19 protein-coding genes are annotated in these 21,854 nt (G+C 48.2%); 6 read left to right on the plus strand and 13 right to left on the minus strand.

The features are described 5' to 3' along the window. Positions 1–85: 85 nt before the first annotated feature. The 4 genes from FO441_RS05470 to FO441_RS05485 form a co-directional block, all read right to left on the minus strand. A complete protein-coding gene (locus FO441_RS05470; RefSeq protein ID WP_145286914.1) occupies positions 86–1,276 on the minus strand; it encodes a DUF418 domain-containing protein in 1,191 nt (396 codons plus the stop codon). A gap of 148 nt (positions 1,277–1,424) precedes the next feature. Next, a complete protein-coding gene (gene cls, locus FO441_RS05475; protein WP_145286917.1) occupies positions 1,425–2,879 on the minus strand; it encodes a cardiolipin synthase in 1,455 nt (484 codons plus the stop codon). Positions 2,880–2,996: 117 nt separating this feature from the next. Then, positions 2,997–3,296, minus strand: coding sequence for a hypothetical protein (locus FO441_RS05480; RefSeq protein ID WP_145286920.1), 300 nt, complete (start codon positions 3,294–3,296; stop codon positions 2,997–2,999). A gap of 24 nt (positions 3,297–3,320) precedes the next feature. Next, on the minus strand, positions 3,321–4,466 hold the full coding sequence (locus FO441_RS05485) for an MFS transporter (RefSeq protein ID WP_145286923.1): 1,146 nt from the start codon (positions 4,464–4,466) through the stop codon (positions 3,321–3,323). A 96-nt stretch (positions 4,467–4,562) separates the two neighbouring features. Here FO441_RS05485 and FO441_RS05490 point away from each other — a divergent pair, with 96 nt between their 5' ends. Continuing rightward, the gene (locus FO441_RS05490; protein ID WP_145286926.1) at positions 4,563–5,057 is read left to right on the plus strand and encodes a hypothetical protein; all 495 of its coding nucleotides are present in this window, start codon (positions 4,563–4,565) and stop codon (positions 5,055–5,057) included. A gap of 10 nt (positions 5,058–5,067) precedes the next feature. On the opposite strand, the gene FO441_RS05495 is transcribed toward FO441_RS05490, so the two are convergent. Beyond that, positions 5,068–6,024, minus strand: a complete 957-nt coding sequence (locus FO441_RS05495; protein ID WP_145286928.1) for a dipeptidase — start codon at positions 6,022–6,024, stop codon at positions 5,068–5,070. A 181-nt stretch (positions 6,025–6,205) separates the two neighbouring features. Here FO441_RS05495 and FO441_RS05500 point away from each other — a divergent pair, with 181 nt between their 5' ends. Next, complete coding sequence (locus FO441_RS05500; RefSeq protein WP_145286931.1) at positions 6,206–7,534, plus strand: YjiH family protein; 1,329 nt, start codon at positions 6,206–6,208, stop codon at positions 7,532–7,534. Between the two features lie 48 nt (positions 7,535–7,582). Here the strand turns inward: FO441_RS05500 and FO441_RS12575 are convergent, their stop codons facing one another. The 3 genes from FO441_RS12575 to tyrS all read right to left on the minus strand — a co-directional run bounded on the left by FO441_RS12575 (position 7,583) and on the right by tyrS (position 10,420). Then, complete coding sequence (locus tag FO441_RS12575) at positions 7,583–8,452, minus strand: TPM domain-containing protein (RefSeq protein ID WP_186365470.1); 870 nt, start codon at positions 8,450–8,452, stop codon at positions 7,583–7,585. Next, positions 8,452–9,036, minus strand: coding sequence for a LemA family protein (locus FO441_RS05510; RefSeq protein WP_145286934.1), 585 nt, complete (start codon positions 9,034–9,036; stop codon positions 8,452–8,454). The genes FO441_RS12575 and FO441_RS05510 overlap by 1 nt, the downstream gene beginning before the upstream one ends. Before the next feature lie 124 nt (positions 9,037–9,160). Then, positions 9,161–10,420 carry a tyrosine--tRNA ligase gene (tyrS, locus tag FO441_RS05515; RefSeq protein WP_145286937.1) on the minus strand — a complete coding sequence of 420 codons (1,260 nt, stop codon included), beginning with the start codon at positions 10,418–10,420 and terminating at the stop codon, positions 9,161–9,163. Between the two features lie 421 nt (positions 10,421–10,841). Here tyrS and FO441_RS05520 point away from each other — a divergent pair, with 421 nt between their 5' ends. Then, the gene (locus tag FO441_RS05520; RefSeq protein ID WP_145286940.1) at positions 10,842–13,397 is read left to right on the plus strand and encodes a transglycosylase domain-containing protein; all 2,556 of its coding nucleotides are present in this window, start codon (positions 10,842–10,844) and stop codon (positions 13,395–13,397) included. A gap of 55 nt (positions 13,398–13,452) precedes the next feature. Here the strand turns inward: FO441_RS05520 and FO441_RS05525 are convergent, their stop codons facing one another. After that, the gene (locus FO441_RS05525; RefSeq protein WP_145286943.1) at positions 13,453–15,120 is read right to left on the minus strand and encodes a formate--tetrahydrofolate ligase; all 1,668 of its coding nucleotides are present in this window, start codon (positions 15,118–15,120) and stop codon (positions 13,453–13,455) included. A 113-nt stretch (positions 15,121–15,233) separates the two neighbouring features. Further along, entirely contained in the window at positions 15,234–16,946 is a 1,713-nt protein-coding gene (gene acsA / locus FO441_RS05530) for an acetate--CoA ligase (protein WP_145286945.1), read from the minus strand. A 102-nt stretch (positions 16,947–17,048) separates the two neighbouring features. Here acsA and FO441_RS05535 point away from each other — a divergent pair, with 102 nt between their 5' ends. The 3 genes from FO441_RS05535 to FO441_RS05545 are packed head-to-tail and all read left to right on the plus strand — an operon-like array spanning position 17,049 to position 19,481. Then, a complete protein-coding gene (locus FO441_RS05535; protein WP_145286952.1) occupies positions 17,049–17,681 on the plus strand; it encodes a GNAT family N-acetyltransferase in 633 nt (210 codons plus the stop codon). A gap of 10 nt (positions 17,682–17,691) precedes the next feature. Further along, positions 17,692–18,333, plus strand: a complete 642-nt coding sequence (locus FO441_RS05540; protein WP_145286954.1) for a CBS and ACT domain-containing protein — start codon at positions 17,692–17,694, stop codon at positions 18,331–18,333. After that, complete coding sequence (locus tag FO441_RS05545) at positions 18,330–19,481, plus strand: acetoin utilization protein AcuC (RefSeq protein ID WP_145286956.1); 1,152 nt, start codon at positions 18,330–18,332, stop codon at positions 19,479–19,481. The genes FO441_RS05540 and FO441_RS05545 overlap by 4 nt, the downstream gene beginning before the upstream one ends. Positions 19,482–19,541: 60 nt before the next feature. On the opposite strand, the gene ccpA is transcribed toward FO441_RS05545, so the two are convergent. The 3 genes from ccpA to FO441_RS05560 form a co-directional block, all read right to left on the minus strand. Then, on the minus strand, positions 19,542–20,531 hold the full coding sequence (gene ccpA / locus FO441_RS05550) for a catabolite control protein A (protein WP_145286958.1): 990 nt from the start codon (positions 20,529–20,531) through the stop codon (positions 19,542–19,544). A gap of 183 nt (positions 20,532–20,714) precedes the next feature. Continuing rightward, entirely contained in the window at positions 20,715–21,197 is a 483-nt protein-coding gene (locus tag FO441_RS05555; RefSeq protein ID WP_145286960.1) for a YtxH domain-containing protein, read from the minus strand. Positions 21,198–21,208: 11 nt separating this feature from the next. Continuing rightward, positions 21,209–21,775, minus strand: a complete 567-nt coding sequence (locus FO441_RS05560; RefSeq protein WP_145286962.1) for a DUF948 domain-containing protein — start codon at positions 21,773–21,775, stop codon at positions 21,209–21,211. Positions 21,776–21,854: the final 79 nt, after the last annotated feature.

The raw sequence follows: 21,854 nt of genomic DNA on the forward strand, positions 1-21,854 counted from the left end.
ACGATTCGGAATCCATCAAAATACATAAAAAGAAGACAAACCTCATGTCACACCGGGTTTGTCTTCAATATAAGACCTCACGGTCTTATTTTTTTATGCCAAGTATTCTGCCATATGTCAGGGTGCGCCAGATCCATTCGAGCGGCCCGAACCTGAACTGCTTCATCCACAGGTGGCTGAGTACAATTTGCACGATGAATGTGCCGAGTACAATTGCCGGGAACCATACTGCATCGATTGTATTGAACAGATCAAAACCGAAAAATAGTGTAATCATCACGATGCTCTGTCCGATATAGTTCGTCAAGGCCATCTGGCCGACCGGCTGCAGAAGCCCTGTCAGCCCTCTGAAACGCCTCATGATCAGCAGCAGCAGTGCGACGTAGCCGAGCGACATGAGCGGACCACCTATAGTATAGGCAAGCATCGAGGCGATTGACCACATCGGATCTTCCATACCGTAGGTCATGGCGTATCCTGTCAGGAATTTGATCGGCAATCCGGCAATGATGCCAACGAGTGCCACTTTCCATAGCAGACCACCGATTGATGCCAGACGTTCAAAATATCCCTTCTGGCCGACATACAGTCCAATAAGGAACATTGCCAGCACGAATGGCACCATGACGACATTACTTGTAATCATCATGCTGAGTACTGAAATATTCAGATTGACGATGTCCATGTAGGAGCCCTCAGCAGCCGACATCATGCCGAACCCATTACCTGGAACAATGAATTCACCCATATCCATATTACGCACACTATACATCAGTAGCGTCAGCAGCAGTACGAATACAGTGCCGAGGAGGAGCAGAATGATGGCAACGATAAGGTTGACTGCCGGTTTGAACCGATAGAAGAACATGAGCAGCAGTCCGGTGATGGCATAGACGGTCAGTATATCACCATACCAGATGAAAACTGCATGGGCGATGCCGAAACAGAGCAGCACAACCATTCTTCTGGTAAACAGCAAGTATGTAGATCCCGGTTTCTTCTCAGCCCTCGAGAGAAAAATGTAGAAGCCGAGTCCGAACAGGAAAGAGAACATCGTGTAGAAATTGGAGGTGACCAGTACGTTGATCAGAAAGATGACGATGGCATTGCTGCCAGTGTAGATGTCACTTGTCTGCATCGTCAGCTGTCCTTCGACCTGCGGCCCGGCAAAGCTCATGATGTTCATCATCAGAATGCCGAACAGCGCAAATCCACGCACCGCATCAAGCTCGAATACCCTCTCAGGTGACTGGACCGGCGTATAGTTCTGTTGCATAGAATGCCTCCTGAAATACATATTTTTTCTAATCATACCATAGAAGATACAGATGAAATCGTCCCGGAACATTTTGTTTATGATACATCGAATCAAAAAATCAGCTGCCATATGGCAGCTGATGGAAGGATCTATCATGCAATATCCGTTAAAGCAGCGGAGATAAAAGTCTGGATGCATGTTCCTTGAATTTCTGGTAGTATGAACGGCTTTCATACATCTTTCTCGTCAGCTGTTTGGATTGCTCCATATCCGCTTCGAAGGTACTTTTCATTTCTGCTGCGAAATCTTCACTGTAGATGAAGGTATTCATTTCAAAATTCAGCTCGGAACTTCGGATATCCACATTCGCTGTACCGACAGAAGATATTTTATCATCAATTACCATCGTTTTGGCATGCAGGAATCCGTTGTCATAAATATGGATCTTCGCTCCTGCTTTCATCATTTCAGCTGAAAAGGAAAACGTTGTCGGATACACAAAAGGATGATCCGGCTTGTTTGGAATCATGATGCGGACGTCGATACCGCTCAATGCTGCAACACGGAGCGATGCAAGTATTCCTGAAGAAGGAACGAAATATGGACTTTGAATGTAGATGTAGTCCTCGGCCTCCTGGATTGCTTTGATGAAACCATGCATGATTTCCCCACCTTCCGAGTCGGGACCACTTGAAACAATCTGCAGGGGCATATCTCCACCCGGCCCCGGCGGTGGAAAGTACTGATCCTCGAATGGAATACTGTCATCCCTGCCATACTTGTTCCAATCGGAGATGAAACGTTCCTGCAGCAGGTGGACAGACTGTCCTTCCATTCTGAGATGGGTATCCCGCCAGAAGCCGAACTTTGAACTGCGGCCCAAATACTCATCTCCGACATTGTATCCACCCGTATAGCCGATAGCGCCATCAATGACAACCAGTTTGCGGTGATTGCGGAAATTGAGGCGGAACCTCATCAATGCGGACACCACGGAAGAAAAAGACTTTGTCTCACCTCCATGCTTACGGAGTTCGGAAAAGAACTTCTTTCCGATCTTGCGCGAACCGATTCCATCATAAAGGAAGCGCACCTTTACCCCTTCTTCCGCCTTTCTGGTGAGAATGTCACGGAGACGGCGCCCGAGCTGATCATCCCGCATGATGTAGTACTCCATATGGATATGGTGTTCTGCAGAATCGATGTCATCAAAAAGGGCCTCGAATTTATCTTCGCCGGCAGTGAACATACGGACACTGTTATTTTTGGAGAAGACCGAATCATCATTTCTCATCAGCATCCCGATCAGCGCGTTGAATCTTTCAGGTACTGAACCTGGTGTAAACAGCTTGTCATCGTTGAATTGCGCCTTCTGCTTTTCAATCAGATTCTTGCTTGGCAAGTCATCACTGTCGGACCATTTCTGCTGTCCGGTCGATCTGCCGAGGAGGAGGTAGAGGAAAAAGCCGATGACCGGAATGAAAAAAAGAACCATCAGCCACGCCCATATGGACGAAGCTTTCTTATCTTCAAAAACAATCATGACGACTGCCAGTATAATATTGATGATCAATGCAATGTTGCTTACCGTATTCCACCACTGCCAATCAAAGAAAAACATGCGATTCCCCCTCCCTGTGCTATTTCGTTATTATATTGTTTCCTAAAAGGCACCCTTTAAAACTAATGGACATCATATGTACCGATGGCCCCCATTGATGAGTACAAAAAAAGACGCTCACAGCCATTGAGCGCCTCTTTGGATCCACTCCATATCGAAAAATTCCATTGGAGTCCCTGTAAGATAGGAATAGATATAATAGATGCCGAATGCCACAAGCGGCAGAAAGACGAAAACGAACAGGACAATCTTCAGAAACTTTGTGAAGACCCGGTACAACAGACCGAGCGCGATGATCGCAGCTGCAGTGATCGCCACCGTGCGGAAGCTGTATCCCACATCTGCAATATCAAGGTGGTTCATTCCATATATGACGAAAAACGAAAGTGCAATAATCAGTATCAGTCTGATGAACATTCAATTCACAACCTTTATAATGGCTTATTGATACGAGTGATCCGCATCTTTGATGAACACGGTGCACAAAAGTCCCATGGCGATGATGAAGACACTGAGCCAAGGTGCATAACTGATATCAAACCAGTTGATATAGATGCCGCCGATGATTGCACCGATGCCGATACCGAGATTCAGTCCCGACATATTCCAGCTGAAGACATTGGCTGCCGAACCCTGGACATTCAGCACAAGCCCACTCTGCACGGTCGGGCTCGTACTCCACTGGAACAGACTCCACAAGAAGAGATTGATATAGAACAGCACGGGGATGCCATAGAGCAGCGGCATGAGTGCCATCGATACCATGAAGAGCGACAGCATGATCGAAAGGGTCTTCTTCGTGCCGATCCGGTCGACCATATTTCCGCCGAGTATGGTGCCCAGCATGCCGCCGGCACCAGCAATGAGAAGCGCAATGGAGACACTTCCAATCGTATAGCCATTTGATGTCATGAGCGGGGAAATATAGCCGATGACGATATAGTTGCCGATCAGAACCGACATCGTCACACCGATATATAGAGCAATATTTTTCATATTCAATATTTTATCGGCTACCGGTTCACCAAGATCGTCACCCTTCTTATCCGGTGTCAGTGCAATGATGCCGAAACCGACGAGAATCGCAAGCAGTATGACAAGCCAGAAGATGACACGCCAGCCGAACTGCTGGCCGACAATGGTGCCGATCGGAATGCCGAAAACGTTGGCTGCGCTGAATCCCATATAAACGAGAGCAATCATGCGGCCGCGGATGGCGGGAGCTGAAAGCAGTACGGTCATATCCATGATCTTGACGATGAACACAGCCGCCGCCAGTGCTGTAACTACACGGCCGACCGCAAGCATCAGAAATGTGCTGGAAAGTCCGAAAATCAGATTGCCGATTATGAAAATGACAAGAGATGCGAGAATGATAGGTTTGGGTCTGAATTTCTCGGTCGCTTTGACAAGGACGGGGCCGAAAATGGCAAAACTCACGGCATAGACTGTAATCAGCTGCCCTGTCAGTGCATTCGAGATGCCAAGGTCCGAGCTCATGAGTTCTAGTATACCCGAGATGATGAGTTCCATCATGCCAAGGAGAAAAACCCCGACAGTGAAGGTCAACAGTAATTTTCTATTCATTATAATCACCCATTCAAAAAAATCAACTTGACCAGTATACATCATAACATGACGCATATAAACATATACGTGTTAAAATACGGATGAGGTGGTATGATGAAGAAATTGATTCCGATATTGATATTCCTGCTTCTGGCAGGCTGTGCCCAAGGTGATCGGCAGGCGCTCGATGATCTCTATGAAGCTTTTGAAAGGAATCATGAAGAGCTGGAGACGGAGTTTACCGAACTATTCAATGAAATGGAAGAAAGTGAAGACCGGGAGGCCAAACTCCGCATGATCTACGAAGAAGCCCTTCCTAGAATTGAAGACTTGAGAAGAACCATCCACAATTATACTGTAACAGGCACAGAACACGAGCAGCTCAAAGAAGAGATGCTGACATATACGAATTCCCTTGAAAACCTTGTTGAACTCTATGGCGAATTCAACCGTACCTTCATCAACTACAACCCGCTGGGTGATAGTGACTTCAGGGAAAAAGTTGATGACCAGCTTGCTGAAATCGAGTCGCAGGAAGAATTGGTACAAGAACGCTACCAGGGCATCCAGGAAGACTATGAACAGCTGACTTCAGAAAAAGGCTCATAAAAAGACTTGTCTATGACAAGTCTTTTTCTACATAATTCGATATGAAATTCCCATGTGTCATCTTTCTGGCAAAGTTCTCGCCGTAGCGCTTGATCAGCATATCTGCAAGATTCTGATATTGGCCGGCATGCTCCAGCCCCTCCACATATGAAGCGATGCCGTCAAAATCCGATCCGAGTCCGATGGCATCCTCTCCAACGAGATCCAGAATATGATCGATATGAGGAAACAGATCCTCGATTTGTGCATCCCCTTCCGTAATGAACGGCGGGTTGAAAACAATATTGATCATGCCCCCCTTGCCGACCAGCATTCTGATCTGATCATCGCATAGATTTCTTGGATGATCGAACACTGTCCTTGCATTCGAATGCGTCGCAATGACATGGTCTGCCCGGTCCATGACCACATCCACGCCTTCCGGATTCAGATGGCTGATGTCGACAAGCACATTATGATTATTGCAGCAGTCTATGAACTGCAGGCCGAATTCGGTCAGTCCGGTATTCCGGGTTTCCCCCACCCCATCAGCAACAAGGTTGGCGTTGTTCCATGTCAGTCCGACAGACAGTACACCAAGCCTGAAGAGTGTCCGCAATTTCACTAGATCATTTCCTACAGCATCGGCACCTTCAAGCGTCAGCACTGCACCAATCTGCCCATCCTCAAGCTGACTGATTTCACCAAAGCGTCTGATATGAACAAAGTTGTCCTGACTGAGCACTTCATTGTAGAAACAGTCCACCTGCTCCAGTGCATGCTGCCACTTTTCATTATCCGGCAGCAGTGGCGGGATGAATATTGCAAAGAACTGCACCTTCACCTGGCCTTCTGCCAATCGATCGGCATTTGTTTCAAGTTCAGCCCCATCTTTAAAATCCACCATCCGGTCCCGAAACGAATAAGTCCGTCTACGATCCGACTGCAGCTTCAGCAGTGCATCACAATGAGTATCAATAATTTGCATCTAAATGCCCCCTTTTCCTTATTATACCAATTTATACTTGCTGGTTGAAATAAAAAAATACACGTTGCATAAGTATGAAGTGAAGTATAAAATAAAAACATGATTTGAAAACGCTTTCTACATATTCGTGATTTACAAAAAGCTTCTACCATGTATAATTATTAATCAAGGAGGTCTTTTTATGCATAGAACTGCAACTTTATTTAAATTTCTTATTCCCTCACTGATCGGGATACTGATGTTCCTTTTTCCGATACAAGTGGATGGAGAGACTACAATACCAGTCGCCTATCTGGCGAATGGGCTGAATGAACTGCTCGGAGCGAATACTGTTATTCTTATTGTCGTCATACTTATAAACATTTCGGCCCTATTGAGCATACTGTTCAGCTGGGTGATCGAGCCTGGTTCCGAATTCATAAGAAATCTGTTCCGAACAAATCCGATCTGGGTCATTCTGCGTGCTGTCGGTGCCGTATTTGCACTGATGACGTATATCGCAGTCGGACCGGAAGCCATCATTTCCGATGTCACCGGCGGTATGATACTTAATGACCTGCTGCCGACACTGTTTGCTGTCTTCCTGTTTGCCGGCATTCTGCTCCCGCTCCTGCTCAACTATGGACTGCTTGAGTTTGTCGGCTCGATATTCGCCAAAATCATGCGCCCGCTATTTACACTGCCCGGCCGATCCACCGTGGACAACCTGGCATCATGGGTCGGGGATGGCACAGTCGGTGTCCTGCTGACAAGCAACCAGTACGAAAAAGGCTTCTATTCCAAAAGAGAAGCATCGGTCATAGCGACGACATTTTCGGTCGTATCCATTACATTCTCCATTGTCATACTGGACCTGATTGGTCTGATGGACTACTTTGGACTATTCTATTTGACCATCATCGTTGCCGGCATTGTGGCCGCACTGATCATGCCGAGAATCCCACCGTTGTCCTGGATCAAGGATGACTATTATGTCGAAGGCGAAGAAGTGGATGAAACCATCCCCAGAGGCTACAACCCTTTCACATGGGGCTATAAGAAAGCACTTGACCGCTCTGAAAATGCTGAAGGGTTCGGGGATTTCGTAAAAGACGGCATCAAAACTGTTGCTGACATGTGGTTTGCAGTACTGCCGATTGTCATGGCCATCGGTACACTCGGCACAATGCTTGCGGAATTTACACCGATATTCTCATGGATTGGTGCACCGTTCGTCCCCGTTCTCGAACTGATGGGCATACCGGAAGCACAGGCGGCGTCTGAAGCACTGTTCATCGGATTCACCGATATGTTCCTGCCCGCCATACTGATCGAGGGCGTATCAGCCGATATGACCCGCTTCATCATCGGAGCGCTGAGTATTACACAGCTGATCTACTTGTCGGAAGTGGGTGGCGTCATACTCGGTTCGAAAATACCGGTTGGACTTGGTAAACTGTTCGTCATCTTCCTGCTCCGTACTGCCATCACATTGCCGATCATTACACTGATTGCACATTTCATATTCTAAAAAAAGTTCTGTGGATTTCTCCACAGAACTTTTTTATATGACTTCATATCAGAATCCTCGGCCTGCGCCGCCTCCGCCTCCGGAGCCGCCGCCAAATCCGCCGAAGCCACCGCCACCGAAACCGCCGCCGCTGGAGCCGCCGCCCCCGGATGGTGGAAAGAATATGAATGGACCGCCTCTGCGGCGTCTACGTCCACCGCCTCTCGGTGGTCTGCCACCTCCGCCCATGATCTTGAACAGCAGATAGATCACTGCCATCATGAACAGCAGCCTGAAAATGGAGCCTCCGGTACCAGGATCTCCGTTTTGTGCCGATGGCATGTTCTCATCTGCTGCCGGTGTATCCCGGGTGAATTCCCCATTCTCATATCCATATGCTTCAAGCGACTCCTGGTAGAGTGCTTCATAGAGATCGGATAGCCCTTGGGCATAGTGGGCAGCTGCGTCAGCAGAGCCATTTTCCGCTTCTGTCGCCTGGATGAAGTCCTCCATCGCAACGTCATCGATGATCCTTCCGATCTTGGCATCGTTCAGGTACCCTTCGATGCCATAGCCCACCTGGACTTCGACACCCCGGTTGTTGTATTCATTGCCGTTGTCCAGATTGAGCAGGATCACGATACCATTATCCGTCTCGGATTTGCCGATACCGTATTCGCGCAACGCCTTGAGCGCATAGTCCTGCCGATGCTCCTGACCCGTCGAAGGCATTGTCAGGAGCAGCATTTCAACGCCCGTGCCCTCTTCAAGATGTGTACCCATTTCATTGATTTCCTGAACTGCAGTATCGCTCAGTACACCTGCATTATCCTGGACGAAGTAATGGGAAGTATCCAGTGAAGGCAGGGCCACCCGTGCTTCAGCAGGTACACTTGCAAACACGAATAGAATCAGCATGAGCGTGACCAGGCGTTTCATTACTCTCCATCCTGTTCAGTGTTGAATTCAACTTCAGGTACTTCCCTGCTTGATGCATCCGCTTCAAAATATGCTTTCTCGTCGAAATTGAAAAGTCCGGCAATGACGTTGCCTGGGAATGTGCGTGTGTTCTGATTGTACTCCTGGACAGCTGTATTATAATCCTGGCGCGCCACGGCAATCCGGTTCTCTGCACCTGCCAGTTCATCACGTAGTCCTGTAAACTGCTCACTCGCCTGTAGGTCCGGGTAGTTCTCCGAAATCGCCAGAAGCCTTGACAGTGCTGAAGTGACTTCGCCGTTCGCCTCAGCCATCTCCTCTACACCTTGTGCGCCTGCCAGCTGACTTCTTGCTTCAGCAATATCAGTGAAGATCTCTTGTTCCTGGGAAGCATATCCCTGTACTGTGCTGACAAGGTTCGGTATGAGATCGCCCCTTCTTTGAAGCTGGGTCTCGATCTGGGACTCCTGCTGGTTCACTTCCTCCTCCAGACTGACGAACTGGTTGTACTTTGGTGCGAATATCATCGCAAGGATGATGAAGAACCCGATGATGACGCCTAGGGGTATCAGTAGTTTTTTCATTTTCTCTTCTCCTGTTCTAAACTTTTATTTCCTATATAATATCACGAATGGAATTGTTTAAACACTCGGCACCATGTCTGGTGCATGCAAAAGGGGCTGATGCTTAGCATCAGCCCCGGTCAACTCAGGAATATTTCACAACATGATATTTCTTCTTGCCTCTTCTGATGACAGTGAACTCCCCGTCGAGCTTGTCCCCTTGAGCAATTTCGTAGTCCACATCCTGCTGGCGTTCTCCGTTGATGTAGATGGCACCGTTCTTGATGTCCTCCCTCGCCTGCCTGCGTGATGAGGAAATGCCGGTTTCAACAATCACCTTGACGATGTTCATATCCTCATCCGTGTAGGATGCCGATGGTACATCTTTGAAAGCGTCCTTGATCTGATCAACAGAAAGCGATTTGATTTCGCCATTGAAAAGCGCTTCTGTAATTCTCTGTGCTTCCTCCAATGCTTCCTCCCCGTGGATGAAAGCCGTAATGTCTTCAGCCAGGCGTCTCTGCGCCTTTCTCAGATGTGGTTCATTTTCCACTGATTCTTCGAGTGCTTCTATCTCTTCCCTTTCAATGAATGTGAAGAGCTTGATGAATTTGATGACATCCGCATCACTCTGGTTGATCCAGAACTGGTAGAACTCGTATGGCGAAGTACGCTTCGGATCAAGCCAGATGTTTCCGGATTCCGTCTTGCCGAACTTCTTGCCATCCGCCTTGGTCACGAGCGGAATGGTCATGCCTTCCGCTTCCGTTTCTCCGTATACACGACGCATCAGATCGAGCCCGCTTGTGATATTGCCCCACTGGTCTGATCCACCGATCTGCATCTTGCAGTCGAAGTGCCTGTTCAGGTGACCGAAGTCGATGGCCTGGAGAATCGTGTATGTGAATTCGGTGTAGGAGATGCCGGTTTCAAGACGGGTCTGGATGGCATCCTTCGCAAGCATGTAGTTCAGGCTGACGTGCTTGCCGTAGTCTCTGAGGAAGCTGATCAGGCTGATCTCCTGCAGCCAGTCCTTATTATTTACAAGGATTGCCCCATTTTCATCGGAGAAATCGAATATATTCTCCATCTGACTCCTGATTCCTGCAACGTTGTCATCGATCTGATCCTCGGTCTGGAGCTTCCGCTCCTCACTCTTGAAGGATGGGTCACCAATCATGCCGGTACCGCCACCAATCAGTACAATCGGACGGTGCCCGTGCTCCTGAAATCTTCTGAGTGTCAGGAAAGGCACAAGGTGGCCGATATGGAGACTGTCAGCAGTCGGGTCTGCCCCGCAGTATAGTGACAGCTGCCCGCGCTCGAGCAGTTCTGTAATCTTTTCTTCATCCGTCATCTGATAGATGATGTCCCTGTACTTCAAATCTTCCAGCAAAGCATTCATGTCTATTTCCTCCCGGAATATTATTTATTATAGAAATTGATATAAAAAAGCACCCCTACATGAGTAAGGGTGCTGAATACACGGTACCACCAAACAGTTTTACTTAGTGGGCAAAAACGTCCGCCCCGACGCACGAATGTTATGATGCAGTGTATTCGTCCGGTCGCGTGCACTGATTTCCACCACCCATCAGCTCTCTATATTCCGCCGCACCGTCTACTTGTCTGCCATTCGAATAATATCAATTTATAAAAATGATATAGTGTCGATGTCAAAAAGTCAAGCGGAGCAATGACTGTTCTTTTAGATCGACAGAACGAGAAGAACGCGATGATGCTTCACAAAACAGTCATAGCCGTCTTTGAATCACTAACTCTAACTGTTTCGAATATGATATAATGACCGGTGATAGGAGGTAACAATGAAGAAGAATAACGACTTTTTTACTTATATCAAAAATCTATTTTCTCGCAGAGATACAGAAACGAAAGCGGACGGCATCGAAGGATCCACTTTCAAAGAGAAATTCAATAGCGTCACTTCACGCTTCAGAAAGACGGGCTCCCCTCTCAGAATTTCATTCTTCACAGCCTACGATACCATCTGGAACATCATCCTTTTCTCAGTGCTTGCATTTACACTGGTCGGCATACTTGCCTTCAGCATCGGCCTCGGCTACTTCGCCGCGCTTGTGAATGATGAGGAGATCCAGGCTGAGGAAGAAGTGAGGACGGCACTGACAGAGATGACGGAAAGTACAACCGTTGCATTCGGTTCAGGGGAAGCGCTTGGTACATTAAGAGCCGATCTGATACGTGAGCGGGTCGACTACGACAGCATATCACCCTACGTCTCCGAAGCACTCATCGCCACTGAAGATGAATACTTCCACGATCATAACGGTGTTGTACCGAAAGCCTTCCTGAGAGCCACCCTCCAGCAGGTTGCCGGCTCCAGTTCCAGTACAGGCGGCAGTACACTGACGCAGCAGCTCGTCAAGAACCAGCTGCTGACAAATGAGACGACATTCGACCGCAAGGCGACAGAACTGCTGCTTGCTTTCCGGGTCGAAAAAATGCTTACAAAAGAAGAGATACTGGAAGCATACTTGAATGCCGTATCGTTCGGCCGTAATGCCAATGGTCAGAACATCGCAGGTGTCCAGGCAGCCGCTGAAGGCATCTTCGGCAAGAATGCAGGCGATCTGAATCTGGCAGAAAGTGCGTTCATCGCCGGACTCCCCCAGAATCCATATGCATATACACCATTTCTGCAGGGTGGTACTGTAAAAGATCCGGAACTGCTTGAAGCAGGCAAGAACAGGCAGCGGTTCGTTCTTGAAAGAATGCTGACAGAAGAAGTCATCACGCAGGAGGAATATGATCAGGCGCTCGAGTATGACCTCTATGCCAATTTGGCGGACAGCGTCACAGTACCGAACCAGAACTATCCATTCCTGACTGAAGAAGTGGAAAGACGCAGCATCGACATACTCAAGTATTATCTTGCCGAGCAGGATGGACTGACTAGAGAAGATGTCGATTCCACTCCGCTCATCAATCAGGAGTATACTAACGAAGCCAACATTGCTCTTAGAAATCAGGGCTACCATATCGAAACAACGATTGATAAGACCATCTACGATACGATGCAGAACGTCAAAGATAATTCGAGCTACTACTATGGATCAAGAAATGTAGCTGATGCCACCGATGCAACAGAAGAAGAACAGGCAGAAAGTGACGAGGTTCTCGAGCATGAACTCGGTGCGATGCTGAAAGACAATGCAACGGGTAAAATTCTAGGCTTCATCGGCGGACGTGATCATGACCGTTCCTCCATCAACCATGCGACCCAGACAAGCCGTCAAGCAGGTTCTACAATGAAACCGCTGATCACCTACGGTCCAGCCATCGACAAGGGCATCATTGCACCGGACACTGTCCTGCTGGATGAAATCTTCACGATACCAAATCCTTACGGCGAGGACTACAGTCCGCGCAACTACGATGTAGATGAAGAATTTGGACTTGTATCCGCCAGACATGCCCTGAGCAACTCCTACAACTTGAGTACATTGAGACTGTGGGCGGATGTAAGGCAGGAAAATCCGCAGGAGTACTTCCAGAAAATGAACATCCCGATTGGTGAAACTTTCTATTCAGATCAAGATACACTGATTCCTTCAATGCCTCTTGGTTCAAATGCCATGTCCATTGAAGACAATACAAACGCATTCTCGACATTCGGCAATAACGGTGAGCTCGTGGACAGCTATATGATTGAATCCATTACAAACCCTGAAGGTGAGACCATCTATGAGCACGAAAGTGAATCCACGCAAGTATTCAAGGATTCCACAGCCTATCTGATGACGGATATTCTGAAAGAGACATTCCAGACTGGATCTGCCTACTACATCCAGGACTACTACAACAGTGTCAGCGACACTTACGACTGGGCAGCGAAGACGGGTACATCCAACGGCTTTGTGGACTCATGGTTCATGGGATACAACCCTAAAGTCACTCTTGGTGTATGGATGGGCTACGACCGCAACATTCCTCAAGTTGCCAATCAGGATAGCGAACAGCACTTGCATATATACAACTGGCGTGCCCTGGCACAGGCAATAAGCGAAGTGGCTCCGGAACAGCTCGGTGCCAATGAACGCTTCAGCCGTCCATCTTCTGTCAGGGAAGTCGAGTACTGTGCACTGACCATGGAGACGGAAGAAGATTGTGAACGTAATCTTGACCGGCCGATTGAAGGTCTGATTGCAGAAGATACAAGGCTGACTGATAAGGAAGAGCTGGACAATTCTGAGATCATGGAAAGAATGGGTGAGGATTTCGACTCCGAACTCAGTACTTCCGACCTCAGAGGTACAGTGACAAACTCCTATGACAACCGCTACAGCGTCGGTCGGGGCAGTTCCTCAAGCTCTGATGACGAAGATGAAGATGACGAAGAATAAAAATTGAAGATGGCCACCTTCCTGAAATAGGAAAGTGGCCATCTTTTTTATGCTTTTAGAATAGTCCTTTGGAATTGCCTTCGGCGTCTACGTCCATATTTACAGCAGAAGGGGTCTTCGGCAGTCCAGGCATTGTCATGATATCGCCTGTCAACGCGACAACAAAGCCGGCGCCGGTTTTCGCAACCACTTCTCTGACGGTCACTTTGAACCCTGTCGGTCTTCCAAGCAGCGCGGGATCGTCACTCAGGGAATACTGGGTCTTGGCCATGCAGACCGGGAAGCGGCCCCAGCCATGGCGATCGATTTCAGCCAGCTGTTTCTTGGCCTTGTCTGTAAAGATGACACCATCGCCCCCGTATACTTCAGTGACAATCGTCTCTATCTTCTGATCGATCGGCAGTGCATCTTCATAAAGATGGTGGAAGTTCTGAGGTGTTTCGAGCACTTCAAGCACCTTTTCTGCGAGATCGGTACCACCGGCACCCCCCTGCTCCCAGACTTTTGTCAGTGATACCCTTACGTCCTGCTCTCTGCACCAGTCGAGCACAAAGTTTCTCTCCTCGTCGGTATCCGTCACGAAATCATTGAGCGCAACTACAGGTTCAACACCGAACTTGCGTGCGTTTTCAATATGCTTTTCAAGATTTACGATGCCCAGCTTCAAAGCTTCAAGATTTGCTTCGCCAAGGTCCTTCTTGGCAACACCGCCGTTCATCTTGAGTGCACGGATCGTCGCTACAAGCACAAGTGCATCCGGTGCAAAGCTGCCTTTCCGGGCTTTGATGTTCATGAATTTCTCCCCGCCAAGATCGGAACCGAAGCCGCATTCAGTCACGACAATATCGGCAAGCTTTCTGGCGGTATTCGTAGCAATAAGGGAATTGCATCCGTGTGCAATGTTCGCAAATGGTCCGCCGTGGATGAGTGCAGGTGTGCCTTCCATCGTCTGGACAAGGTTCGGCTTCACCGCCTCCTTGAGCAGCAGTGCAAGGGCACCTTCCACTTCAAGCTGTCCAACAGTGACAGGCTCACGATCATAAGTGTAGCCGATGACGATTTCAGCGAGCTTCTTCTTCAGGTCGATGAGGTCGTTTGCCAGACACAGCACAGCCATGATTTCGCTTGCGACCGTAATGTCGAATCCATCTTCTCTTGGTACGCCCCGGGTCACACCGCCCAGTCCGACAACGACCTGGCGCAGCGCGCGGTCGTTCATATCCAGAACACGTTTCCATGTCACGCGCCTCGGATCGATGTTGAGCGTGTTGCCATGATGGATATGGTTGTCGATGAATGCAGACAGTGCGTTGTTCGCTGTCGTGATGGCGTGGAGGTCACCATTGAAATGCAGATTGATCTCCTCCATCGGGAGCACCTGCGCACGTCCTCCGCCTGTTGCACCGCCTTTGATTCCCATGACGGGCCCAAGGGAAGGTTCACGGAGCGCGACCATCACGTTCTTCTCAAGCTGATTGAAAGCGTCGGCAAGTCCGACTGTGCACGTGGATTTGCCTTCGCCGGCCGGTGTCGGATTCATTGCAGAGACAAGTACAACTTTTGCCTGCTTGGCATCCCCTTCAATTTTATGTATATCCACCTTCGCCTTGTATTTGCCGTACATCTCCAGGGCATCGTAGGGAATGCCCGCCTTTTCGGCAATCTCCTCAATCGGTCTGATGTCTGCCTGCACTGCGATTTCCTGATCTGTCATATGTGCCATAATATCATCTCCTTTTCTGATGCGTAACGATTCTCTCAATTCCATTATGCCATAATCAACACTAAAATGCCCCTGCATTTCGCAGGGGCTATCCACTTCATAAGTACGATTTTCTAGTCGTCATCCATTGAGGAAAGATCGCCTGCCGGCAGATCGAGCTCCCATGCCTTCAGCACGCGGCGCATGATCTTACCACTTCTTGTTTTCGGCAGCTTCTCCTTGAATTCGATTTCCCTTGGTGCAGCATGTGCCGCCAGTCCTTCTTTGACGAATTTGCGTATCTCCTCTTTCAGTTCATCCGTCGCTTCGTTCCCTTCTCTCAATGAGATGAACGCCTTGACGATTTCACCACGTATTGGATCAGGCTTGCCGATGACACCGGCTTCCTGTACAGCCGGATGTTCCACGAGCTTGGATTCGATTTCGAACGGTCCGACACGTTCACCGGCTGTCATGATGACATCATCCACACGTCCCTGGAACCAGTAGTAGCCTTCCTCATCCTTATAGGCTGAGTCTCCGGAAACGTACCAGTCCCCAATGAAGTAGGAGTCGTACTTGGCATCGTTCTTCCATATCTTGCGCATCATGGACGGCCATCCGCTCTTCATGGCCAGGTTGCCCATGCGGTTTGCCGGAAGTTCATTGCCTTCATCGTCGATGATGGCCGCTTCCACACCCGGCAGCGGTTTGCCCATGGAACCGCCCTTGATGTCCATGGAAGGCAGGTTGACGATCATATGCGCACCCGTTTCCGTCATCCACCACGTATCATGTATTCTCAGGTTGAACACCTTCATGCCCCATTTGACGACTTCCGGGTTCAGCGGTTCACCGACAGAAAGGACATGACGTAGGGAGGATAGATCAAATTCATTTACAATCTCATCCCCTGCTCCCATGAGCATGCGGAAGGCAGTCGGTGCACTGTACCAGATCGTGACGTCAAGATCCTGGATGGCACCATACCATGCTTCAGGAGAGAAACGGCCGCCGACAACGACATTGGTTGCACCATTGAGCCAAGGGGCAAAGATGCCATATGATGTGCCCGTTACCCAGCCCGGATCGGCTGTACACCAGTAGACATCATCCTCCTTCAGATCGAGAACATATTTCCCTGAGATGTAATGCTGTACCATGGCATGCTGGACATGCAGAACGCCTTTCGGCTGGCCAGTCGATCCACTCGTATAGTGCAGTATGAGACCATCCTCCTTATCCAGCCATTCAACCTCGAATTCATCGGAAGCGCTCTCATAACTTTTGTTGAAATCGATATGCTCCGCTTCGACACCGTCTCCGACAACAACAACCTTCTCAAGGCTTGGCAGGTCGTCCACAGGAATTCTCGGCAGCAGTTCCGGTGTCGTGATGATGACTTTCGCATCACTGTTCTCGAGACGATCCCTGACAGCCTTCTCCATGAACGCTTCGAAAAGCGGCCCGACGATTGCACCAATTTTCAACGCACCGAGCAGTGAGAAATAAAGTTCAGGACTTCTTGCCATGAATATGAATACGCGGTCCCCTTTGACAACTCCGGCTTCATCTTTCAGAACGTTGGCTGCTTTATTCGATGCCTTCTTCAGTTCTTCGAATGTATAAGAACTTTTCTGATCGCCATTCTTATAATGTAGGGCAATCTTGTCTCCCTTTCCATTTTCAGCATGCCTGTCTATGCATTCATACGCCATGTTGTATTTTCCCGTTTCATACCAGGAAAACTGCTTCTCGACTTCGCTCCAGTCATGGTGCTTCACCGCCTCATCATAATCCTTCAGATTAGGATTCTGATCCGTTGCTTCATAGAGTTCTACCTTCATAATCATAACTCCCCTTTTGTGTTTTCTCTTTTACATCTATTATTATATAATAGAATAGAGCAATTTTTCAAAATAATTGAAATAAATTCGGGAGGTCTTTTTTTGCATCATACAAAGACTTATTACAAAGAGGAGTACGAGACGGAAAATCATACTTTTATCGTCGAAGGTCCTTTGACAGCCGACGCGCTTTCCGCCTTTACATTCGATGACGGTCTGGATGCTTTTCGTCCGCCAAAAGAGCAGTTCGAAGCAATCATGGAAATTGCCGATCTAAAGGAAGGGCGGATACTCATTGTGCGTTCGGAATCCCATATCATCGGATACGTGACTTTCCTGCACCCCGATCCCATGGAACGCTGGTCCGACGGCAACCTGCCCTACATCATGGAGCTCGGTGCTGTCGAGATCAGTCTGGACTACCGCAGTTTCGGTCTTGGCAAGCGGCTGCTCAGGCTGGCAGTGCAGGATGACTATATGGAGAACTACATCATCATAACGACCGAATACTACTGGCATTGGGATCTGAAGAACAGCGGACTCGATGTGTATGAGTACAAGGAGCTGATGATCAGACTGATGGCGAGTGCAGGCTTTGAAGTCTTTCAGACGAACGACCCCGAAATCACCGGGCACCCTGCAAACACACTGATGGCACGCGTCGGCAAGAATATCGAAGAAGAACAGATGATGGCTTTTGATAAACTCAGATTCAAAAACCGCTTTTTTATCTAGGAGGAGTAGCATGCTAGTTGAAAGAATAATGACCTCACCGGCAAAGACACTTACCGAAGTACATACGATCGAAGACGCGCTGAACTTGATGAGCGCAAATGCCTTCCGCCATATACCAATCGTGGACAAGGACGCACGGCTGGTCGGAATCATTTCAGACAGGGATATCAAACTGACCCTGCCCTCTGTACTTTCCGATGAAGACCCGGACTTTACACTGAACGTGCCCATCTCAAGAATTATGCGCAAGCGCGTCACCTACTGCCATCCGATGGATTTCGTAGAAGAGATTGCACTGGATTTCTACCACTATTCCATCGGAGCGATCCCTGTCCTCAGGGATGACAGGGTGATCGGCATCGTCACCCAGAAGGATATGCTGAACACCTACATTGAACTCACCGGCATGACTGAACCGGGCTCCATCATAGAAATCGATATCGAAGACCGGACAGGCGTCATCTACGATATCGGCAAAGTATTCAAGGAGCTGAATATCAGAATAATAAGCATTTCCGTCTACAGGAACAAGGAGAAGAAAGGATACAAGACCATCCTGCTCAGGGTTCAGGCCATGAATCCACGAAAAGCCATCGACCTACTCAAAGATAGAGGGTTCACAGTACTTGAACCCTCCCAGATGGGTCAATGACAGATCCCGTCTACATCTATGATGAAGCTCTGCTCAAGTACCGGTTCAATTCCACTCATCCTTTCAATCAGATGCGTCTTAAGATGACCACCGATCTATTGATGGCGTCGGGTCATCTGAAACAATCTGATATTGTCAAACCAAGAGAAGCGACGGATGAGGAGCTCGAACTCGTCCATAAGAGGGATTATATTGAAGCGGTAAAACTTGCAGGGAAAGGTGAACTTCCGGAAAACAAGCTTGAGAACTATGGTCTTGATACCGAGGATACACCGAGCTTCAAGGACATGCATGATAAGAGCCGGATGCTTGTCGGTGCCACACTTACCGCTGTAGAAGCGGTGATGGAAGGAAGGTGCGATAAGGCGCTCAATCTTTCCGGCGGTCTGCACCATGGCTTCAGTGGACGCGCCGGCGGCTTCTGCATCTACAATGATACGGCAGTCGCCATAGAATATCTTAGAACAAAGTATAATAAGCGCGTGCTCTATATTGATACGGATGCCCACCACGGGGATGGTGTACAGTGGATTTTCTATCATACGAACGAAGTGATGACCTACTCCATCCATGAAACGGGCCGCTATCTATTCCCAGGCACCGGCAGCCTGACAGAGCGCGGAACCGAGGAAGGCTTCGGCTATGCCGTCAATCTGCCGATTGATGCATTTACAGAAGATGATTCTTTTCTATCGATTTTCAAGGAGACGCTGGAAGCGGCAATTATAAAATTCAAGCCGGATGTCATCTTCAGCCAGAATGGTGTCGATGCTCATTTTCGCGACCCGATGACCCATCTCTCGCTGACTTCACGCACTTTCGAGGAGATTCCCCGCTTCGTCAATGAGATGGCAGACAAGTATACCGATGGGAAGTGGATTGCTGTTGGCGGTGGCGGCTATAATATCTGGCAGGTCGTTCCCCGCATGTGGGCCCAGGTCTGGTTAGCTATGAACAGTCAGAAAGCGCCTCGAGGCAGGTTGCCCGAATCGTATATGGCGCAGTATCAGAAGAAATGTCCTGTCGACTTCCCCATTAATTGGGAAGATGCACTTGATGACTACATGGATATACCAAGACGCGACGAAATAAACGAAAAGAACCGCAGCATGATGTCGCGTGCCATGCTCCATCTCGAGCAGCAGTAGCAGAAATGTAGAAAAGCACCCTGATCATGATCAGGGTGCTTTTCCATGTGGAGAAATGTGCTATTTTGTCGTGCCACGATATTCGATTCTGTAAGGAAGGATGACATTGGCCTCTTCCACAGTCTCTTCGTTCATATACTTTGTCAGCAGCCTCATGCCGACTGCACCGATATCATATAGCGGCAGTGCGATGCTTGAGAGTTGCGGGCGTACCATGTTGACAAGGCGTGTGTTGCTGCAGCTCAATACTTGAAGCTGATCAGGAATTGAAATATCATGATCCATCGCCTTATGCAGGACACCGATGGCAGCATCGTCACTCATCGTAATGACGACATCCGCTTCGAGTTCCCGTATGGTTTCGTAGAGTTCTGCTCCGGACTGGTAGTCCGCTCCGGTGGAAAGGATATATTTTTCATCGAATGATCTGTCGTGCTCACTATAGGCAGTCTTGAGACCATCTACTATATGGCGTTCCAACTGCTCGGAATACGACCCTTTGACGAATGCAATCTGCTCGGCACCACCATCCAGAAACTTCGAAGCCGCCTCTTTGATCGCCTCATTATAGTCGATATTGACTGAAGGCATATTTTCATCCTTTTCACTTGTGCCGCATATGACGACAGGCAGATGGGACTTTTTGATGTCATTGAGTGTTTCCTCATTCAAGGCACCACCGAGGAATACGATGCCGTCGACCTGCTTGCTGATCAGACCGAGGAAAGCGTCCCTTTCCTTATCGGGGTCATTATCCGTATTGGTAATGATGATCTGATAGTTGTACATCTCGGCAATATCATCAAGACCTCTTGCCAATGAAGAGTAATACAGGTTGGAGATATCCGGGATGATGACACCGACAGTCGTCGTCTTCTTGCTTGCCAGACCACGTGCTACGGCATTTGGACGATAGTCCAGCCTTTCTATTACATCTTTAACCTTTTTTCTCGTTTCGGGCTTGACGTTGGGATTCCCGTTAAGCACTCTTGAGACGGTTGCCATGGAAACTTTGGCCTCTCTGGCAACATCATATATAGTAACCGTCATATTGCACCTCCGCACGCTTCTGAAAACGCTTTTTGTAATATAATAACATGAACCGTGGAGTTTCGTCATGAAAAAATATTTCCAAGCATAAAATTATTTCTAATCTGATAGCTCTGATGGCACATATCGATCAAAAAAATAACCACATGACTGAACATGTGGTTATTTTCTGTTGACGAACAACTATGACTTCTTGTCTGCTTCGGAACTTTCAGCAAACCTGGACATGTCTACAGTGTTCGGATTTTCAGTACTCGGTTCATTTACTTCTTCATGAATCGCATCCTTCTGTGCTTTGACTGCGGATTCATCAAGTGATTTCACTCTCTTCTGCTCTTCCTTTTCGCCCTTCTTGGCATTCATTTCATCTTTCTTGTCTTCTGCTTTGCTGCGAAGTTCATCCGTTTTTTCCTGAACTTTCTCCTTGAGACCTTTATCTTCTCCTCCACTATCATTGCCTGAGCTTTTGGAGAATTTCTGGGTCTGATCTGAAATATCGTCTCTTAGCGCATCTCCGGATTTCGGGGCAAGCAGCAGACCGCCAACCGTACCTACAAGTAGGCCGATGATCAGACCGATGGAGAAATCTCTGCCAGTCGTCTGATTGATCTGCTGTTCGTACTCCTCAACGCCGTGCAGATGGCGGTCACGATTATAGGTTTCCATATAAAGACCTCCTATTTGTTTCTTTCGTCGTCAAGTCCAGCGTTCACACGGTTTTCATCCAGATTGTCATTTGTTGTTACAGAATGGTTTACAGCAACCGGCAGGTTCTCCGGATCGCTTTCTGCTGTTGTGGAATACTTTGTATTGAATGCGCTATTGCGTTTCTGGCGCATCTGCCATTTGTCTGCAACTTCCATTGCGACATTCGACCATTGGACAACCTGTGAAATCTTGTCTTCATTCTGTGATATGTTGTGGGTAATTGAATTCGTCACCCTATCAACTGAAGAATTCAGGTTATTCATGGATTGCCCAATACCTTGTACAGCATCCACTACAGAGTTCAGTTTCGCGGATTTGCCCTGTACATCTTCTGCCAGACGGTTTGTCTTGTGCAGCAGGTCGGTAGACTCTCTCGTAATACCTTGAATCTGTCCTTCTACTCCGTCAAGTGTCTTTGCAACATGGTCCAGATTCTTCTTGACTGAGAACAGTACGACTGCAATTGCAATACAAAGAATCAGGAAAGCAAGTGCTGCAACACCTGCGGCAATGTATAAAATAATTTGCCAATCCATCATAACGCCTCCATCTATGTCTTTTTGTTATTCACTCTTTAAATTAACCCAAATGCATCTATAATAAACATGTTTCATG

The sequence above is a fragment of the Salinicoccus cyprini genome (genome assembly GCF_007713705.1).
GTDB lineage: Bacteria > Bacillota > Bacilli > Staphylococcales > Salinicoccaceae > Salinicoccus > Salinicoccus cyprini.

Excerpts from the sequence above, each read along its gene's own strand:
- FO441_RS05470 (WP_145286914.1), bottom strand. The coding sequence starts at position 1,276 with ATGCAACAGAACTATACGCCGGTCCAGTCACCTGAGAGGGTATTCGAG.
- cls (WP_145286917.1), bottom strand. The coding sequence starts at position 2,879 with ATGTTTTTCTTTGATTGGCAGTGGTGGAATACGGTAAGCAACATTGCA.
- FO441_RS05480 (WP_145286920.1), bottom strand. The coding sequence starts at position 3,296 with ATGTTCATCAGACTGATACTGATTATTGCACTTTCGTTTTTCGTCATA.
- FO441_RS05485 (WP_145286923.1), bottom strand. The coding sequence starts at position 4,466 with ATGAATAGAAAATTACTGTTGACCTTCACTGTCGGGGTTTTTCTCCTT.
- FO441_RS05490 (WP_145286926.1), top strand. The coding sequence starts at position 4,563 with ATGAAGAAATTGATTCCGATATTGATATTCCTGCTTCTGGCAGGCTGT.
- FO441_RS05495 (WP_145286928.1), bottom strand. The coding sequence starts at position 6,024 with ATGCAAATTATTGATACTCATTGTGATGCACTGCTGAAGCTGCAGTCG.
- FO441_RS05500 (WP_145286931.1), top strand. The coding sequence starts at position 6,206 with ATGCATAGAACTGCAACTTTATTTAAATTTCTTATTCCCTCACTGATC.
- FO441_RS12575 (WP_186365470.1), bottom strand. The coding sequence starts at position 8,452 with ATGAAACGCCTGGTCACGCTCATGCTGATTCTATTCGTGTTTGCAAGT.
- FO441_RS05510 (WP_145286934.1), bottom strand. The coding sequence starts at position 9,036 with ATGAAAAAACTACTGATACCCCTAGGCGTCATCATCGGGTTCTTCATC.
- tyrS (WP_145286937.1), bottom strand. The coding sequence starts at position 10,420 with ATGAATGCTTTGCTGGAAGATTTGAAGTACAGGGACATCATCTATCAG.
- FO441_RS05520 (WP_145286940.1), top strand. The coding sequence starts at position 10,842 with ATGAAGAAGAATAACGACTTTTTTACTTATATCAAAAATCTATTTTCT.
- FO441_RS05525 (WP_145286943.1), bottom strand. The coding sequence starts at position 15,120 with ATGGCACATATGACAGATCAGGAAATCGCAGTGCAGGCAGACATCAGA.
- acsA (WP_145286945.1), bottom strand. The coding sequence starts at position 16,946 with ATGAAGGTAGAACTCTATGAAGCAACGGATCAGAATCCTAATCTGAAG.
- FO441_RS05540 (WP_145286954.1), top strand. The coding sequence starts at position 17,692 with ATGCTAGTTGAAAGAATAATGACCTCACCGGCAAAGACACTTACCGAA.
- FO441_RS05545 (WP_145286956.1), top strand. The coding sequence starts at position 18,330 with ATGACAGATCCCGTCTACATCTATGATGAAGCTCTGCTCAAGTACCGG.
- ccpA (WP_145286958.1), bottom strand. The coding sequence starts at position 20,531 with ATGACGGTTACTATATATGATGTTGCCAGAGAGGCCAAAGTTTCCATG.
- FO441_RS05555 (WP_145286960.1), bottom strand. The coding sequence starts at position 21,197 with ATGGAAACCTATAATCGTGACCGCCATCTGCACGGCGTTGAGGAGTAC.
- FO441_RS05560 (WP_145286962.1), bottom strand. The coding sequence starts at position 21,775 with ATGGATTGGCAAATTATTTTATACATTGCCGCAGGTGTTGCAGCACTT.